This is a genomic window from Campylobacter concisus (genome assembly GCF_003048405.1).
GTDB lineage: Bacteria > Campylobacterota > Campylobacteria > Campylobacterales > Campylobacteraceae > Campylobacter_A > Campylobacter_A concisus_Q.
On the sequence record NZ_PIQS01000001.1, the window covers coordinates 70,740 to 87,543 of the forward strand.

Genomic DNA, 16,804 nt, shown 5'->3' on the forward strand with positions numbered 1-16,804 from the left:
TTTTGGGATAGTTTTAATTTAATTATGTTAAAATCTGCGAATTAAAATTTTTTAAAAATAAAGGAAAAGCGTTGGCTATAAAAGAAGATCTAACACAGATAAAACAAGAGATTGGTGCTCAAGAACAGTTTTTAGAAAGCATGATCAAAGGTGAGCGTTTCTTTAGAAAGTATAAAAAATTTATGATAATTGCCATTATCGTTGCTGTCATTGCAATTATTGGATTCTATTCGAACAAAATAATAAATGATAATAGAATTGAAGATGCAAATTTGGCTTACTCAAAGCTCATTTTAAATCCAAACGATGCAAATGCCTTAAGCATTTTAAAAGAAAAAGAACCAAATTTATATGCACTTTTTTCACTTCAGCAAAAGCTTGATAAAAATGAGACAAATGGCATTAGCGAGCTTGCAAATTTAAAAATAAATCCTATAGTAAAAGATATCATTCTTTCACAAAATGGTAATGCAAACAATCAAATTTTAAGCGAATATAGCACACTTTTAAAGGGTTTTGAGCTTTTAAAACAAAACAAAATCAAAGAAGCAAATGATGAGTTTAATAAAATTTCACTCGACTCTCAACTTCAAACTTTAGTTAAAAATTTAAAACACTATCAGGGAATAAAATAATGAAAAAAATTACTCTTTTCTTGGCTTTTGCCTTGGCTTTAGTTTTAAGCGGATGTGGCACAAAAAGACAATATTTCGAGCCAGCTCAAACCTCTGGCAAAATTTCTTTGTCAAAAGATATGCCATCTTATATCAAATCAGCAAATGCAAATGGTGCCACTCTTGATAACGGCAATATTATCACCAAAAATGGCCTAAATGCAAACATTAAGTTGCCTGAAAATTTTAATTTCTTAAATGAAAACAACGGCTTTATAATCTCAGCTAGTATAAATGGTGATCTAAATGTGACAGATCCTAGCGGACACAGCGTTTATAGCAATAAATTTCCAACAGCAATCGTTGCTGCTTCTCTTGACCAAAACCTATTAGCAGCTATCAGTGCGGCAAACCACATCTATCTAATAGACATAAATACCGCAACAACAATAATGGAATATAGCTCGTCTAATATAGCAGCAGTTGATTCAAGGATCGTAGCACCATTTTTTATGAGCTCGCTTATCGTTTATCCAGCATTAGATGGCAAAATTTACATAGTACAAAAAGAGACTGGTAGAATTTTACGTGACGTGGTCGTAAGCTCTGAAAATTTCTTTAATAACATCATATTCTTAGGCGTTGAGGGTGATAACCTAATAGCAGCTACAGCAAAAAAACTTATTGTCATCAACCCAAGCCAAACAGTCTATTATGATGGCGAGATCAAAGATGTATTAGTTAATAACGATGAAATTTATATCTTTAAAAAAGATGGTACGATCGTAAGAACAAATCTTATGCTAAAAGAGCAAAATAAAGTAAATTTCAAATTTGCCATCTTCTCAGCAGCTACTATTATCAATAATAAGCTTTACGTAATCGAAAAAACAGGCTATGTTATAAAGACAAATTTAGATCTCAGTGGAGCTGAAATTTATGAGTTTAGCGATGAGATAAAAGATAAAAGCTTTATGGGCAATGGTGCCTTTTATTATGATAATGAGCTTGTTAATTTAGGACAATGAACCAAAAAATTTGGGAGCTTTTTGAAGCCAAAAAAATCCTTTTAAAAGATATCAAAGCACTTAATACAAGTGAATTTAGCACAAAAAAGACGCTTGATATCTTTTGGGGAGTGGACAATAAGAGCTTTTACAATCTTGTCTTTTTAAGAACAGCAAAAAGTAGATTGCTACGTAAAGAGGCTTTGGAGCTTGAAGAAATTTCTAAAAAAATAGAGATGAAATTCCAAACAAACCTAAGAAAAAAAACTATATTTTACAGCTCTGGCATTTGTTCTAAAGCCTTAAAAGAGCTACAAGATAATAATTGGCGATGTTATGATTTTGTGTAATATAGGCAATACTAACGCTACATTTTTAGAAGATAGCAAAATCTCACGTATGAAAATTTCTGAGTTTAAAAGCTATAAACCAGAGAAAAAAGTATATTTTATATCCGTAAATGATGAAATTTTAAATCTTTTAAAAGATAATAAAATGTTTGTAAATTTAGAACCATTTTTTACTATTGATACGATATATCAGGGTCTAGGCGTAGATAGAATTGCTGCATGTTACTCTATAAATAATGGCGTAATTGTCGATGCTGGAAGTGCCATAACAGTTGACATTATGGCAAATTCTATCCACCTTGGAGGATATATCTTGCCAGGCATTTCAAGTATGCTAAATGCCTACAAAAACATATCACCACGACTTGATATTACTATAAATTCACAAATTGACATAGATGCACTACCACAAAAAACAGCTGATGCCGTGAGTTATGGCATTATTAAACCGATAATAACTCTACTAGATAAACTAGCCGGTGATAAAAAAGTATATTTTACTGGTGGAGATGGCGATTTTTTGTCAAAATTTTTTAAAAATGCTATTTGTGACAAGATGCTAGTTTTTCGTGCCATGCAAAAGCTAATAACTGAAAAGAAAGATATGATAATATGATAACAGTAGCACTACCAAAGGGAAGAATAGCCGAGGCAACACTAGAAATTTTTAGAAAAATTTTTGGTTCAAGTTTTTTGTTTGAAGATAGAAAACTAATCCTTGAAGAAGGAAATTTTAGATTTTTAATGGTTCGTAACCAAGATATCCCAACTTACGTCACTGAGGGCGCAGCTGATATTGGCGTGGTAGGACTTGACGTACTTGAAGAGCACAAGCCAAATGTTGTAAGGCTACTGGATTTAAAAATCGGACAATGCAAAGTTTGTATTGGCATAAAAAACGACTCCGAGCTAGACCTAAACCAGCCAGAGCTAAAAATAGCCACAAAAATGCCAAATATAACAAGAAATTATTTTACAAAACAAGCCGTAGCTGTAAAGATCATCAAGCTTTATGGCTCGATCGAACTTGCACCATTAGTTGGGCTAAGCGATGCAATAGTTGATGTAGTCGAGACTGGCTCAACCATGAAGCAAAATGGGTTAAAGATCGCTGGTGATATCATGCAAAGCTCAGCTTATCTAATAGCAAATAAAAATAGCTTTATCATTAAAAAAGATGAGATTTTAGAGCTTTACAAAAAAATCAAAGAAGAGATTTAAGGTCCTTCTCTATTATCATAAAGTATAAAAATTTCTCTAGTGATATAAAGTCCGACTATTTCACTTATAAATTTCTTTAGAATAATGCATTAGTAGTCACTGGCACACTTTTTATATTAATTTATCTTAATAGATTGGTATGATATACCAAAGAGCGATCTAAATATTACAAAGATAGTAGTCTCCGACAAGCCAAGAGCCGAATATAAGTTCAAACCTCACCATGAGTACCTAGGCTTTGACTGCGTTGATTGTCACCAAAACCAAGGCGATGATCCTAGCAAATTTAAAGAGATCGGATGGCTGCACTAGCTATCATACAAATACGACAGGTAGCAATAAAAATTAGCACAAGCTCAAAAGATGCATGTCCACTAAAAAACTTCTTAGCAGCGATAAAGGGCTAAAATATGTAAGATATAACTATAGATGCAGGACATAGCGCTAGCTTTAGAAATTACCTTGAATACTGAAAGCCAACATATAAAATTTATGAGAAGAATATGCTAGAGCAAAAGATTGATACTAAGAAAAAATCTTCAAAGATGAATATAAACCTATAAAAGAAGAAAAGGAATTTTTAAAACAAAAAGCTTGATAAGAATAATACAAAACTAGTTGATGAGTTGACTAGGTAAAGTTTTACTTCTTGCATAAAGCTTTTAATACAAATTTATATTATAAAGATAGAGATAAATCTAAATTGGAAAAATTTATAAAAATATTAAAGATAAAATAATAAATTTTAGTTTTTAAAATTTAAAAAATTTGCACAAGCTCTTTGTTCTCAAGCTTGTAGGAGCTATCGCATTTTGCTGCTAAATCGTTGTCGTGAGTGACTAGAACAAGGGCGGCATTGTTTTCATTTATATAGTCAAATAAAACTTGCATCACCTCATTTGCAGTTTGCTTGTCAAGGTTGCCCGTTGGCTCGTCTGCAAAGATGATCTTTGGCTTTTTAGTAAGCACTCTAGCGATACTAACGCGCTGCTGCTGACCGCCACTTAGTTCGCCAACTTTTTGGTTCATAACGCTTGAAATTTTAAGCGCTTCAAGATCATTTTTTTCTATATTTTCACCAGATAAGATACTTGCAAGCTCGATATTTTCATAAGCACTAAATCCTTTAAAAAGATAGTGCGACTGGAAAATAATGCCAAAATGAAGCCTTCTAATGGTCAAAAGCTCGTTTTGTGAAAGCTCATAGATCGATCTATCTTGATAGATAACCTCGCCAAAATTTGGTTTTAAAAGTGTTGAAAGTATGTGTAAAAGCGTTGATTTGCCACAACCGCTAATGCCGGTTATCGCTATGCTTTGTTTTTGATTGAGAGTTAAATTTATATTGTTAAAGAGCGTATAATCATACGCAAAGCCTAGATTAGACGCTCTTAAAATTTCCATTAGCCTATTTGAGCAGCAACTTCTGCAGCAAAGTCATCTACTTTTTTCTCTAAGCCTTCACCAAGCTCGAAACGAACGTATTTTACGATCTCGATCTTGCCGCCAAGCTCTTTGCTCTTCTCTTCGATAACTTGTTCGATAGTCTTTTTATCGTCCATTACATAAAACTGACCTAAAAGTGTAAGACGTTGGTCAAGCACTGTGTTGTCAGCATAAAATCTCTCGATCTTGCCAGGGATAATCTTGTCCCAAATTTTCTCAGGTTTGCCCTCAGCTTTTAGCTCTTCTTCGATCTCTTTTGTAGCTTTTGCAAGCTCTGCGTCGCCTATTTGGCAGCGACTAGCATACTCAGGAATGTGATGAAGTGGCTTGCCTAGGCGTTTTAGCTCTTCATTGTCTTTTTCAAGTTCAGCGCGAAGTGCGATAAATTCTTTCTCAACAAACTCTTTATCAAGGTCTTTGTAGCTTATAACGCTTGGCTTCATAGCAGCTGCGTGCATACATAAATTTCTTATAAATTCAGCTGCTTTGTTTGCAACTTCAGCGCTTTCGCAAGCTGCACCAATAAGTACGCCAACACGGCCATTTGAGTGAACATAGCCATTTACCACGCCTTTATCATCAGCAATAATAGTCTCAAAGCGACGAACTACAAGGTTTTCACCAATAGTTGCGATCTGAGTTTTGAAGTAATCTTCAAATTTAACACCATTTAAAATGCTTGCGTTTAGCTCTTCAACTGTTGTTATGCCACTTGATTGGATATGAGCTGTTGCATCTTTTGCAAGTGCTTGAAACTGTGGATTTCTTGCAACGAAGTCAGTTTCAGAGTTGATCTCGCTGATAGTTGCTTTTTTGCATTTTGAGCAAACTTCAACACTTATCAAGCCCTCGCTTGCAAGGCGATCAGCCTTTTTAGCAGCTTGACCAAGACCCTTTTCACGAAGGATATCAACAGCTTTTTCCATGTCGCCATTTGCTTCGCCAAGTGCCTTTTTGCAGTCCATCATACCTGCTCCGGTTGATTCGCGGAGCTCTTTTACCATTTGTGCAGTTATTTCCATTACTCTTCGTCCTCGCCAAAGTCTTCTTCACTCATAGCCTCAGCTACAACTGCGTCTTTCTCATCTTGGCTTACTTCTTCGCCAGCAGCTTGTTCGTCACCATCTTGCTCAAGAAGTGATTTACCTTCGTTGATCGCTTCAGCCATCTCTTGGCAGAAAAGCTGAACAGAGCGGATAGCATCGTCATTTCCTGGGATCGGATAGTCAACAACGTCAGGATCGCAGTTTGTATCAATAGGTGCTACAACTGGAATTTTTAAACGATTTGCTTCTTGAACAGCGATCTTTTCTTTAACTGTATCAACAACAAATATCATATCAGGTAGGCTTTTCATATTGCGGATACCGCCAAGAGTTGCGATAAGCTTCTCTTTTTTGCGGCGAAGCATTAAAGCCTCTTTTTTAGTTAGCAAATTTATCGAACCATCTTCTTCCATAGTCTCGATAACTTCAAGTTTGCGGATAGACTGGCGGATAGTACCAAAGTTTGTCATCATACCACCTAACCAGCGGTGATTTACATAAGGCATTCCACATTTTTCAGCGTACTCTTTGATAGCGTCGATAGCTTGTTTTTTAGTACCAACAAATAGCACTGACTTGCCTTCAGCAGCTGCATCACGAACGATGTTGTAAGTGTAGCGGAAGTAGCGGATAGTCTTTTGTAGATCTATAATATAGATACCTTTTCTCTCGCCAAAGATAAATTTTTTCATCTTTGGGTTCCAGCGGCGTGTTTGGTGACCAAAATGTACGCCACACTCTAATAAATCTCTCATAGTTACCATGAGTTTCTCCTTGTTTTAGGCATTTTGCCTTGAATTTAGTTTTATCCTCCACGACCATTAATGCTTTCGCACAACCAAATTTAGGATTGTCGTGTGTGAAATAAAGGGGGATTATACTTAAAGTAATATGAATTTAAACTAAAGTTTATTTACTTAATTGCGAGTCTTCTTCGATTTTTATTAACTTAGCAAAAATTTCTGCCATTGCTTGCCTTTGTTCGGATGAAATTTCAAGCTTCTTAACATTTAAAAGAATGCTTACAAACTCCTCGTTTTGTAGTGTTTCTACGCCAAATTTTCTTGCATTTGTAGTGATTTTTAACACAAGAGGATTTTTTGATTTAAAGTTTTCGTAAGGCATTCTTTCTCTACTTTCAAAATTACAAAGCGATTATAAAAAATTTATAATAAATTCGAAATCAAATTTATATCAAACTTTTATTCTTTTATCTCAAAACTAAGTGTCGTTTTTAACGTCTCTTTGTCACACTTCGCAGCATCTGGATAAGGTCTTTCATAAATCACCTCAAATACCCAAAATCCTGGTCTTAGAACTAACACTTCAGTGATGCCTTGCTCATCAGTCACACCATAAAACGCGTGCTTATGGTCTAAAAATCCAGCAAAAGTACCAGTTAGCTTAGCTCGCTCTAGCGGCTTTCCATCAGTAAAAACCTGCAATTTAAAAGGCTTATCTACTCTAAATTCCGCTGGGTTTTGTAATGGTACGATCTCGATTTTAACTCCAATAGGTTTAGTTACGAAGTCGTTTGTTTCACCTAAATTTAAGACTCTCTTAGATGTTATCGTCATCAGCCGGCAAATCTGTATATCGCTTAGATCCTTTAGATCAAGCTTAGTTTTGTCTATTAGCCACTTGCCATCACTACGCTTTTTAAGCGAATACATAGGATTTTGCTGTGCTAGTAAGATATATGTGCCTTTGTCTAATCTTTCACCCTCGTAGCGGTAGTTCTCGCCACTTTGTGTAAGCTTCTTTTTGTTACCATCTTTACTTATTATAGTAATTGGCGCAAAAAGATGGATGCGTTCTGCCATAATAGGCTCTAGCTTTGGAAAATCGTCGCTATAACCCATGTTTGCGATAAATTTTCCTAGCTTTTCATCATTAGCTCCATCTACCCAAAACATGTGTGCTTGCACCATATAAAAGGCTCCTGTTAACATAATGGCAGTCAAAATTCTACCTATTTTCATGATTTTCCTTGTTGTTCTTTTTGAGATTCGATGTCAAATTGTAGCTAAAAATTATTATATTTAGCCATTTTTTAGATCAAATTAAATATCAAAACGTTCAATACAATTTAGCTGGCAAATTTTAACAGGCAAGTAATGAAGCTAAAGATTTACTTTTATCTTTTATTATTTACCGATGTGGCTCTATTCATCACAAACCCACAAAAACGCCCGGTTCTACTCTGTTTGCGGTATGAGAATAATTCATCTCTCTCAAAAGTACAACGAGTATCTAGCGATATTTGCTCTACTCCAAACTTAGCAAATTCGTCTAATAAAGCTGCGTTTATATCAAATTTTCCATCTTTTTTGTATCGGTTAAATTCACCAAGATCCAGCTTGCCTACTTCGTAGTTTTGCACTTTGATATTTGCGCCTATAAATACGCGTAAATTACTAGCACGACAACCAAACTCACTCGTCATCAGCCCCACTGCATTTGTGCAAATTTTACTAGTAACACCTGCGCGTCCCGCATGCACAGCTGCGACTACGCCAAGATGTTCATCTATTATCAAAACAGGTGCGCAGTCTGCGACTAAGACGCAAAGTGCTACGCCTTTTAGTGATGTTATCACACCATCGCATGGAGGTAGATCATCGTTAAAATCTTGCAAAATTTCCACTCTATTTGAGTGGATTTGGCTCATAAATTTTAAATTAACAGGCATAATGCCAAGCGCCGTTGCTAAAATTTCACGATTTTGTGCGACCTTTAGTAGATCATCGCCAACATGATCTGCTAAATTTAAGCTCTCAAAAGCACCCTCACTCACACCACCAAATCTATTTGTAAAGCCAGCTAATACGCCATTTTTATCAAAGACGATCTCTAAATTTTCACGCATTTTATTCACCTAGTAAAGGCTAGAAATTCGCTCAACATCGTCCCAGCTAAGGCCAATATCTTGCTTGCAAAAAAGCTGCCTAGCTACGTATCGAGCCAAAAGATCGCTTTCGATATTTACGCGCCTACCGACCTTGAAAGTGCTAAAAAGACTATCTCTAAAAGTGATTGGTATGATTGTGAGTCTTATACCCTTTGGCAAAATTTCATTTATGGTTAGGCTCACGCCCTCAACGCCCACTGAGCCCTTGTTTGCCATAAGAGCCATCGCCTCTTGCGGCAGGTCGATATAAAAATCAACCCCATTCTCATTCTTTTTGATATTTAAAATTTTACCGATAAAATCGATATGTCCTTGCATTAAATGCCCATCCACGCGCTCGCCAAGCTTCATTGCAGGCTCTATATGCACTCTTTCTTTTAAATTTTCAACCGCGATATTTACCCTACTCTCTGCGCTTAGCTCCAAGCTAAAGCTATCTTCATGTAGTTTTATTACGCTCAGGCAAGCGCCATTTACGGCAATACTATCGCCCAAATTTGGACGAAAATTTGCCTTTAGCCTTAAAATATTTTGTGAATAACTAACAACCTGTGCTATCTCACGGATCAAGCCATTAAACATATTTTGCCTTTGAAATTTTTAAGGATTTTACTAAATTTTGCCTAAATTTGGGCATTGATGGGTTTAATTATTTAAAATTTAAAGCTTTGATGAGTAAAAGCACTGATAAAATTTAACCTCAAGCCACTCATTTAAAGTGGCCCGTTTTATAAATTTAAATCAAATTTGCAATCTCAATGAGCCAATTTGCTAGCTCTTTTGGCTTTGCAATCATCAAAAGGTATCCGCTATCAAGCTCTTTTGGCTTTGCAATCATCTGCTTTGCAAAACCGCTGCTGCACCTCATACGCCAAGGCATGGTCGTTTTTAGTTAAAAGATAAAAAGATTTTCATGCCAAGTAGCCGTGCCTATCTTATCGCTAAATGCAGCTGCATTCATAGGCGTTTGAAGCGCTGCTAAAACGCGGCTTTACTTTGCTGGCATGTCATTTGCCATCACATCCGCAAACGCCTCAGCTGGCAAAAATATCTCGCCATTTGCATCTGGACTAAGACCTTTTATCGGCGCATTTTGCCGCTCAAGCACCTCAGCAGCGCACTCGCCGTTATCAGCAGGGTGGCCGAGAGATAGACAAGAGCAGTGACCTTTTTGTGAGTGCCTACCTCGGTGATCAGCACGCCGCCCCAAGAGTGCCCAACTAGCAGACTCTTGCCCTGAACCCTCTCGAGTGTGCGCTTAAGCCTCTAACAAGCGAAGATAGCGGGTTTTTGCATGGCAACGGCGTTAATGCCAGCTTCTTGCAAGTGGCGGATCACCTCAGCGTAGCAAGAGCCATTAGCAAATGTGCCATGAACTAAAACGATATTTTTAATCATCTTTTTCTAAATTTGTTTGGTTTTGACCTTTTGTGGGCGATGTGTGAGCAAAAGTATGCAAAATGGCACTTGCTGCAAGCAAAGCAGTCGTAGCAAGAAAGTGCCTGTACGATGAAATTTTAGGCATAAATCCCTTTAAAAGGACTACCAATGATACAAAAATATAAGCGATCTTAATAAATTTTTGTAATTAACTCGTTTGCAAAACTAGCCACGTCTTGCTAAAGTCGCGCGCCGCTAGGTCGTCCCTCTTTATCCACAGATAAATTCTGCCCTCTCCGTCCCAGTCCATGTCGCCCTCATCATCACTATCTATCTGTAAAAGTAGTTGCCACTGGGTAACATTTTTCTCAAATTCTGCTATTCTTGGGTTGTGATAAGCGCTACCATCACCACAGCTAAACCCATTTGCAACCAGCTCACACTCTAGCTCCATACCATCTTGGACATTATCGGAGTGCCCAAGAAGCTTATTTTCTTTGGCCTGCCAGCTTAGCTCAATAACCTCATGATAGGCCTCCCACTCAGCCTCACTAATTTTACTAAATGGTACAATCGAGCTTTGTAAATTTGGCAAATTTATCTCATTTTTAAAGCTGAGCAAGCACGCATTAAAAGTGAAATTTTCTCCCTCTAAGCTCTCCGCTCTCCTGCGAGAAAGTGGCCCATGATTTACATCAGAAAAGATCACTGCAAAGCCATTTTTATCGGTAGGATCATAGCCCCAAATACGCAAATTTCTATCATAAAAAAGATAGAGCATTCCGCTTTTTGGTAGTAGTGAGTCAATGTCAAATTTGCTAGCTTCAGCAAAATTTATCTGTGCCACAAAACTTAAAGCGCCATTTTCATTTAACGGCCACGATAAACCATCTGGCAGATCTGGCGAGCCGCCAAATTTAGATGCTCCAACGACGATATCATCGTCATTTTTAGCTTGCGTATCTATCCTTATGGCATTTCTTGCTAGTGGCGATAAGAGCTTAAAAAGTTCATCCAGCCCACGTTCTTTACAACCTTTAGAAATTTTTGCAATATCCATATTTTCCTCTTTAACAAGCATCAACGTATATATGATACTTCTTACAATGCAAACAACGAAACAAATATCCAGCAATATCGCCAGCTTTGACAAGATATTCGCGTAGCATTTTATCGTCATATTCGGCCCTTTTTGCATAGTCCTCAAATACCTCGTCTGCTATGCCCATTTCTTCGAGCTCTTTTGTACCAACATCACCTAAAAATTCGCAATAATCATCACAACAAGCTATCCAATGCTCGCCCTGCCAGCTCTCGTAGCCCGGGGTTCTTCTAAAGAGTTCGTCATCCTTTTTAGCATCACTTGTATTTAGTTTGTCAACATCTTGCACAAATGTAGCGTCAAATTTCTTAGCAGCCTTACCACTAGAAATACAAGTAGGACAAAGATACGAAATATCTTGCTCGCAATAAATGCTACCGTTATAATAGATTTCAGTATCTTTGCCACAGCACTCGCACACTATGCTCATATCATCTTTAAATGCACCAGTTTTTAAAGGATTGGGATGATAGATAAATTTTGGTAGTGTGGAGGCTTTGTCTTTTTGAGCTAAAATTTGACCTCTACTTTTTGGGCGAGGTAGTGCCCATCTATCATTTTCGTCAATGAATTGCACTAGATAGCCAAGTGTCTTTAGCTGTTTTTTATCACTTTTGTCATGTATTTTTAAAAGTAAGTCGTAAGCACTCTTTCTCATAGATAAAAGCTGATAAACATCGACTAAAACATACTTTGCGTGAATGTCATCACAATTTTCCAACTCTTCTTTAAACTCATAGAGTGCCTCAATACTAGAAGCATTGCCATTATTTTTATAATATTCTTTTGAAAGAGTGATATATTTTTCCTGAAATTTATTCATTAATACTCTTTATGTAGATTTAATATTAACAATTTTAGTGTTTAAATCTTAAAGATATAAAAGCTAGTGCAAAAATTATGGCTATTAAAGCGATAAAATTTATATAGATTTTTAAATTATTTTAGTATTTTAGTAGATGATGCCACAAACAAATTTGATAAGAATTCTTATAAAATTGTTGTGACTATAAATTTATTCTTCAAATGCTCCGATAGAGAGAATTTTTTCTATTCTTTTTGCTACAAGATTATTTATATCAAGCTTTTCAAGCTCAGCTAGCTCTGAGATAAAATAATTTGCAAGTGCTTTTGCAGCGCCATCTTTATCTCTATGAGCTCCATTTATCGGCTCATCTATAACAGCATCAATCAGCGATAGACTTTTTAAATCATCAGCTGTTATTTTCATAGATTTTGTGGCTTGTTCTTGTTTAGCTGGGTCATTCCAAAGTATTGCCGCACAGCCTTCTGGCGAAATAACCGAAAACACAGAATTTTTCATCATGGCAAGTCTATCAGCCACACCAATAGCCAAAGCGCCACCACTTCCACCTTCGCCTATGACAACAGCAATTATTGGAGTTTTTAAATTTGCAAACTCAAACAAATTTCTAGCTATGGCTTCACTTTGTCCTCGCTCTTCAGCTCCAACGCCTGGATATGCGCCTGGAGTATCTATGAGAAATAAAATAGGTAGATTAAATTTCTCAGCCATTTTTGCAACTCTAAGAGCCTTGCGATAACCCTCAGGGTGAGGCATACCAAAATTTCTTCTTAATTTATTTTTAGTGCCACGGCCCTTTTGCTCGCCTATAATAACAGTCTTTTTACCTCCAATATAGCCGATGTAACAAACTATTGCTGGATCATCTCGAAATGCTCTATCCCCATGAATCTCATATCCATCAATCAAAAGCGCATTAATATAATCAATAGAATATGGTCTATCTGGATGACGAGCAAGCTGTAAACGCTGATATTCGTTTAAATTTTTATATACTTTTGAGATTTCTTTAGATAGGTTTTTATTTAAAATTTCAACAGCATGTTCATCGCCTCTGATCTTAGCATTTGCTATATCTTCATCAATTTGTTTTATGCTTTTTTCAAAATCTAAATAATTTGACATCTTAATCCAACTTTTTAAATATTACGACGCCGTTTGTTCCACCAAAGCCAAATGAGTTGCTCATAACAGCTTTTATATCAGCTTTTCTAGCTTTATTTGGAACGTAGTCTAGATCGCACTCTGGATCAGGAGTTTCGTAATTTATTGTTGGAGGGATGATACTATCTCTCATTGCCATTATAGATATAACAGCCTCGATCGCACCAGCACCACCTAGACAGTGTCCAGTTTGACCTTTTGTTGAGCTAACCGGTGGACATTTGTCACCAAAAACCGCTTTTAGTGCCGCAGTCTCATTCTTATCATTTACAGGCGTTGAAGTACCGTGCGCATTTACATAATCTATCTTTACACCTTTTGCCATATCAAGCGCTTGTTTCATCGCACTTAATGGGCCTTCAAGTGTTGGTGATGTAATATGGTGTGCATCTCCGCTCTCACCAAATCCAATCACTTCAGCATAAATTTTGGCACCTCTTGCAATAGCTGACTCATACTCTTCAAGTACAAGCGCACCAGCGCCTTCGCCCATTACAAAGCCGTCGCGGTTTGCATCAAATGGCCTTGAAGCCTTGCTTGGCTCATCATTTCTAGTTGATAGTGCTTTCATGGCAGCAAAACCACCTATACCTACACCACAAATAGTAGACTCAGCGCCGATAACTAGCATATTTGTAGCTTGACCAATCATAATGCATTTTGCAGCTTGCGATATCGCATGAGTGCTTGCTGCACATGCTGTTACGCTAGACAAATTTGGACCCTTAAGTCCGTGATTTATAGAAACTATGCCGCCTAGCATATTTACAAGTGCCGATGGAATGAAAAATGGCGAAATTCTCTTTACGCCTTTTTCAAAGTATGTAATTGAATTTTTTTCAATATTTGGCAAACCACCTATGCCAGCTGCCGAGCTAACGCCAAATTTATGAGCATCAAACTCTTTAAAATTCGCATCAGCCATAGCTTCATTAGATGCTTTTATGCCAAGCTGTATGAAACGATCTACTTTTTTCACCTCTTTGCCGTCTAAAATGCTATTCGGATCAAAATCAGTTATCTCGGCAGCAATTTTAACAGGAAAGTCACTTACATCAAAGCTTGTGATCTCTTTCACACCTGTTTTACCCTCGCAAATAGCCTTAAAAGAACTCTCTTTGTCAAGGCCAAGTGCGTTTATCATGCCTATACCAGTTACAACGACTCGTTTCAATACATCTCCTTAAATCAAACTGTGTAAATTTTAATTATTTACCTAGCTTTTCTATATAATTTACAACGTCTTGAATGCTTATTAATTTCTCTGCTTCGCTATCAGGAATTTCTACTTCAAATTTCTCTTCTAAAGCCATAACTAGCTCTACAACGTCAAGTGAATCAGCGCCTAAATCTTCGATGATTTTAGACTCTAATTTTACTGCTTGTGGATCTACACTTAGTTGCTCTACAACTACGTCTCTTACGTCTTCAAATACTGCCATTTTAAGGTCTCCTTATAAAAAATGTCTGTTATCTTATAATATTTACGCTTTTATTTATTTTAAATTTCAAAACTTGTCTGAAATTTACCTACATATAAAGTCCGCCATTTATTCTAAGCGTCTCACCAGTTACGTAGCTTGCATGATCACTTAGTAAAAACGCTACTACCTCAGCTACTTCACTAGCACTGCCGAAACGTTTTAACGGGATATTATCGCTATAAGTTTTTTTCACCTCATCGCTTAGTCCATGCGTCATATCAGTCTCGATAAAGCCCGGAGTTACGCTATTAAAGCGTATATTTCTGCTTGCACCCTCTTTTGCAAAGCTCTTGCTCATGGCGATTAGTCCGCCCTTACTGGCTGAATAATTCACCTGCCCTGCATTTCCCATCTCACCAACGATAGAAGCGACGTTTACGACTGCTCCAAAGCGCTTTTTGCTCATCACTTTCAAAGCCTCTCTACATCCTATGAAAGCTGAAGTTAAATTTGCATTTATCACATCTGTAAATTCGCTAGTTTTCATGCGAAGTGCTAGTTTGTCGTTTGTAATGCCGGCGTTATTTACAAGATAGCTTAGCTCGCCGTCGCTATCAACTATCAAATTTATACCTTTTATAAACTCATCTTCGTCAGTTGCGTCAAATTTTATTACAGCAGCCTTGCCACCATTTTGCTCGATCTCGGCCTGCAAAGCGTCTGCTATCTCAGGCTTTGAGCGGTAGTTTATCCACACTTTTAAGCCCATATTTGCAAGCGTCTTTGCGATCTGTGCGCCGATACCTCTGCTTGCACCTGTTATTAGCACGTTTTTTCCGCTAAATTTCATAAATTCTCCTTATTTTTCTAATTTTTCAATGATTGTAGCTTATATAAGCTTAACGTCTAAATTTTATTATTTCTTTCCCACTTTATCTTTTTGCCAAAACCAAGAACATTACTCGTAAATTTAAGCTTTTCAAGATTTATGCACCAAATTTTTGGATCCATCGCTTTTGCATAAAAAAATCTTTTGAAATAAATTTCTTTTTCATTTTCTTTAGCCTCTTTCATCTGCCCTTGAAACTGCACACCCTCGATCTTACCAACGATCTTTGTATCAAGAGCGACCGTACCAGCAACAAGCTTTGAGTTTTTTAAAAATTTGATATGTGAGCTATCATCTGAGCTAGCTAGCAAAAGGCTAAAATTTACCTCATCAAAGGCATAAAATGCACTAAAAGCGTAAGGTTGTCCCTCCTCATCAACGACGCAAACGCTAGCGAGATGCATTTTTTTTAGAAATTTAACTATCCGCTCATCCATCTAAATTCCTCTAAAAATATCAAGAATGGCTTGAAATTTAAAAATGACAAAGAGCAATATAGCAATCCAGACCAAAAAGATGATGAGCTCAGTGAGATTAAATTTATCCTTTGCTACTTTTTTAAAAATAAGCATAGTTAAAAATGCTCCCAAAAAGCCGCCAATGAGCGAAAAATAGTGTATCGCATTTACTTTTACAAAGCTTGGCAAAAGCCCTTTAAAAAATAGTGAAAACATCAAAATTGAGAGCAAATTTGCAAGTATCAAGTAGTAGCCAACGACTGGTAAAACTGGGTAGAGCCTAGCAAAGCCAAAGCTTAAAACAGTGATAAGCATCAGCAAAAATATCCTAGTCCCAAAACAACACATCGCCCGTCCTTTTTTGACGCATTTTACAAAATTTTGCTTTATGAAATTAAAATTTTGCCGATTTAGTCTCAAAAGGATTTAAAAATGCAAACAAATTTTTACTCTCAAGGAAGCTACAACAACATGAGCTTTTCGATGAAAACTAGCTCAGGCGATGAGATAAGCTTTTCGATGTATGATAACAAAAGCTTGGAGTTTTCGAGCCAGAAAAATGGCAGTTCAAGCCAAAAAAGTCTAACTCTAACCCACGAATACGGCTATGAGTTTTTATATAGAGGAAACGGCATAGACGAGCAGGACATGAAAGAGATCGAAGAGGCGATGAAGCAAATTCGCCCACAAGTAAATGAATTTATGAAAAATATCAAAGAGGGCGACAAGATCGCTGGCAGCAGCCAAAGCATAAGTGATCTTTCAAACAAGATCAAGCAGATGCTACCTGACGCAAAAGATCTAAATCATAAAAATTTTATAAATGACAATATGCTAAAGATGTTTGACGAACTTCTAGCTCAAAATAATGCGAACAAAAATCTACTAAGTGCTACAAAAAGGCTATTTGATACATTACTTGATGAGAGTAACAAAGTATCTTACTATGCTTAAATTTAGAGCTTT

The 16,804-nt window shown here is 36.7% G+C and carries 24 protein-coding genes; 6 read left to right on the top strand and 18 right to left on the bottom strand.

Going from position 1 to position 16,804, the window contains the following annotated elements; genetic code table 11:
* Nucleotides 1–71 precede the first annotated feature (71 nt).
* Genes CVT18_RS00365 through hisG form a run of 5 tightly spaced genes read left to right on the top strand, consistent with a single transcriptional unit; the run spans nucleotide 72 to nucleotide 3,192 of the window.
* Nucleotides 72–635, top strand: a complete 564-nt coding sequence (locus CVT18_RS00365) for a hypothetical protein (protein WP_103628197.1) — start codon at nucleotides 72–74, stop codon at nucleotides 633–635.
* Nucleotides 635–1,642, top strand: coding sequence for an L-seryl-tRNA selenium transferase (locus CVT18_RS00370; protein ID WP_103628196.1), 1,008 nt, complete (start codon nucleotides 635–637; stop codon nucleotides 1,640–1,642). Before CVT18_RS00365 ends, CVT18_RS00370 begins: the two co-directional genes overlap by 1 nt.
* Entirely contained in the window at nucleotides 1,639–1,971 is a 333-nt protein-coding gene (locus CVT18_RS00375) for a hypothetical protein (RefSeq protein ID WP_103588523.1), read from the top strand. The genes CVT18_RS00370 and CVT18_RS00375 overlap by 4 nt, the downstream gene beginning before the upstream one ends.
* The gene (locus CVT18_RS00380) at nucleotides 1,958–2,587 is read left to right on the top strand and encodes a type III pantothenate kinase (RefSeq protein ID WP_103628195.1); all 630 of its coding nucleotides are present in this window, start codon (nucleotides 1,958–1,960) and stop codon (nucleotides 2,585–2,587) included. Before CVT18_RS00375 ends, CVT18_RS00380 begins: the two co-directional genes overlap by 14 nt.
* Entirely contained in the window at nucleotides 2,584–3,192 is a 609-nt protein-coding gene (gene hisG, locus CVT18_RS00385) for an ATP phosphoribosyltransferase (protein ID WP_084109560.1), read from the top strand. Before CVT18_RS00380 ends, hisG begins: the two co-directional genes overlap by 4 nt.
* A gap of 759 nt (nucleotides 3,193–3,951) precedes the next feature.
* Here hisG and CVT18_RS00400 read toward each other — a convergent pair.
* The 18 genes from CVT18_RS00400 to CVT18_RS00475 all read right to left on the bottom strand — a co-directional run bounded on the left by CVT18_RS00400 (nucleotide 3,952) and on the right by CVT18_RS00475 (nucleotide 16,186).
* Nucleotides 3,952–4,596, bottom strand: coding sequence for an ABC transporter ATP-binding protein (locus CVT18_RS00400; RefSeq protein ID WP_103629367.1), 645 nt, complete (start codon nucleotides 4,594–4,596; stop codon nucleotides 3,952–3,954).
* Nucleotides 4,596–5,660: a translation elongation factor Ts gene (gene tsf / locus CVT18_RS00405; RefSeq protein WP_103629366.1), complete on the bottom strand. Its 1,065-nt coding sequence runs from the start codon at nucleotides 5,658–5,660 to the stop codon at nucleotides 4,596–4,598. The genes CVT18_RS00400 and tsf overlap by 1 nt, the downstream gene beginning before the upstream one ends.
* Nucleotides 5,660–6,448, bottom strand: coding sequence for a 30S ribosomal protein S2 (rpsB, locus tag CVT18_RS00410; protein WP_103629365.1), 789 nt, complete (start codon nucleotides 6,446–6,448; stop codon nucleotides 5,660–5,662). The genes tsf and rpsB overlap by 1 nt, the downstream gene beginning before the upstream one ends.
* Nucleotides 6,449–6,593: 145 nt before the next feature.
* A complete protein-coding gene (locus tag CVT18_RS00415) occupies nucleotides 6,594–6,809 on the bottom strand; it encodes an acetyltransferase (RefSeq protein WP_021091731.1) in 216 nt (71 codons plus the stop codon).
* Between the two features lie 77 nt (nucleotides 6,810–6,886).
* Nucleotides 6,887–7,666: a DUF4198 domain-containing protein gene (locus CVT18_RS00420; RefSeq protein ID WP_103629364.1), complete on the bottom strand. Its 780-nt coding sequence runs from the start codon at nucleotides 7,664–7,666 to the stop codon at nucleotides 6,887–6,889.
* A gap of 155 nt (nucleotides 7,667–7,821) precedes the next feature.
* Nucleotides 7,822–8,553: a peptidoglycan editing factor PgeF gene (pgeF, locus tag CVT18_RS00425; RefSeq protein ID WP_107824076.1), complete on the bottom strand. Its 732-nt coding sequence runs from the start codon at nucleotides 8,551–8,553 to the stop codon at nucleotides 7,822–7,824.
* A gap of 9 nt (nucleotides 8,554–8,562) precedes the next feature.
* Nucleotides 8,563–9,177, bottom strand: coding sequence for a riboflavin synthase (ribE, locus tag CVT18_RS00430; protein ID WP_103629362.1), 615 nt, complete (start codon nucleotides 9,175–9,177; stop codon nucleotides 8,563–8,565).
* Nucleotides 9,178–9,331: 154 nt separating this feature from the next.
* On the bottom strand, nucleotides 9,332–9,463 hold the full coding sequence (locus CVT18_RS10630) for a hypothetical protein (protein WP_258032957.1): 132 nt from the start codon (nucleotides 9,461–9,463) through the stop codon (nucleotides 9,332–9,334).
* A 123-nt stretch (nucleotides 9,464–9,586) separates the two neighbouring features.
* A complete protein-coding gene (locus CVT18_RS10215; protein ID WP_199907352.1) occupies nucleotides 9,587–9,805 on the bottom strand; it encodes a hypothetical protein in 219 nt (72 codons plus the stop codon).
* 180 nt (nucleotides 9,806–9,985) lie between these two features.
* Entirely contained in the window at nucleotides 9,986–10,120 is a 135-nt protein-coding gene (locus CVT18_RS10635) for a hypothetical protein (protein WP_258032955.1), read from the bottom strand.
* Nucleotides 10,121–10,183: 63 nt separating this feature from the next.
* The gene (locus CVT18_RS00440) at nucleotides 10,184–11,035 is read right to left on the bottom strand and encodes a YwqG family protein (RefSeq protein WP_103629361.1); all 852 of its coding nucleotides are present in this window, start codon (nucleotides 11,033–11,035) and stop codon (nucleotides 10,184–10,186) included.
* A gap of 10 nt (nucleotides 11,036–11,045) precedes the next feature.
* A complete protein-coding gene (locus CVT18_RS00445; RefSeq protein WP_103629360.1) occupies nucleotides 11,046–11,900 on the bottom strand; it encodes a CbrC family protein in 855 nt (284 codons plus the stop codon).
* 192 nt (nucleotides 11,901–12,092) lie between these two features.
* Nucleotides 12,093–13,028, bottom strand: a complete 936-nt coding sequence (gene accA / locus CVT18_RS00450; RefSeq protein WP_103629359.1) for an acetyl-CoA carboxylase carboxyl transferase subunit alpha — start codon at nucleotides 13,026–13,028, stop codon at nucleotides 12,093–12,095.
* 1 nt (nucleotide 13,029) lies between these two features.
* A complete protein-coding gene (locus tag CVT18_RS00455) occupies nucleotides 13,030–14,241 on the bottom strand; it encodes a beta-ketoacyl-ACP synthase II (protein WP_103629358.1) in 1,212 nt (403 codons plus the stop codon).
* Between the two features lie 34 nt (nucleotides 14,242–14,275).
* Nucleotides 14,276–14,509: an acyl carrier protein gene (gene acpP, locus CVT18_RS00460; protein ID WP_021091725.1), complete on the bottom strand. Its 234-nt coding sequence runs from the start codon at nucleotides 14,507–14,509 to the stop codon at nucleotides 14,276–14,278.
* 88 nt (nucleotides 14,510–14,597) lie between these two features.
* Entirely contained in the window at nucleotides 14,598–15,341 is a 744-nt protein-coding gene (gene fabG / locus CVT18_RS00465; protein WP_103629357.1) for a 3-oxoacyl-ACP reductase FabG, read from the bottom strand.
* Between the two features lie 56 nt (nucleotides 15,342–15,397).
* Nucleotides 15,398–15,817, bottom strand: coding sequence for a pyridoxamine 5'-phosphate oxidase family protein (locus tag CVT18_RS00470; RefSeq protein WP_103629356.1), 420 nt, complete (start codon nucleotides 15,815–15,817; stop codon nucleotides 15,398–15,400).
* Nucleotides 15,818–16,186 carry an L-arabinose ABC transporter gene (locus tag CVT18_RS00475; RefSeq protein WP_178140038.1) on the bottom strand — a complete coding sequence of 123 codons (369 nt, stop codon included), beginning with the start codon at nucleotides 16,184–16,186 and terminating at the stop codon, nucleotides 15,818–15,820.
* 84 nt (nucleotides 16,187–16,270) lie between these two features.
* Between CVT18_RS00475 and CVT18_RS00480 the strand changes: the two genes are divergently transcribed.
* On the top strand, nucleotides 16,271–16,792 hold the full coding sequence (locus tag CVT18_RS00480; RefSeq protein WP_103629355.1) for an ATP/GTP-binding protein: 522 nt from the start codon (nucleotides 16,271–16,273) through the stop codon (nucleotides 16,790–16,792).
* The last annotated feature ends 12 nt before the right edge of the window (nucleotides 16,793–16,804 follow it).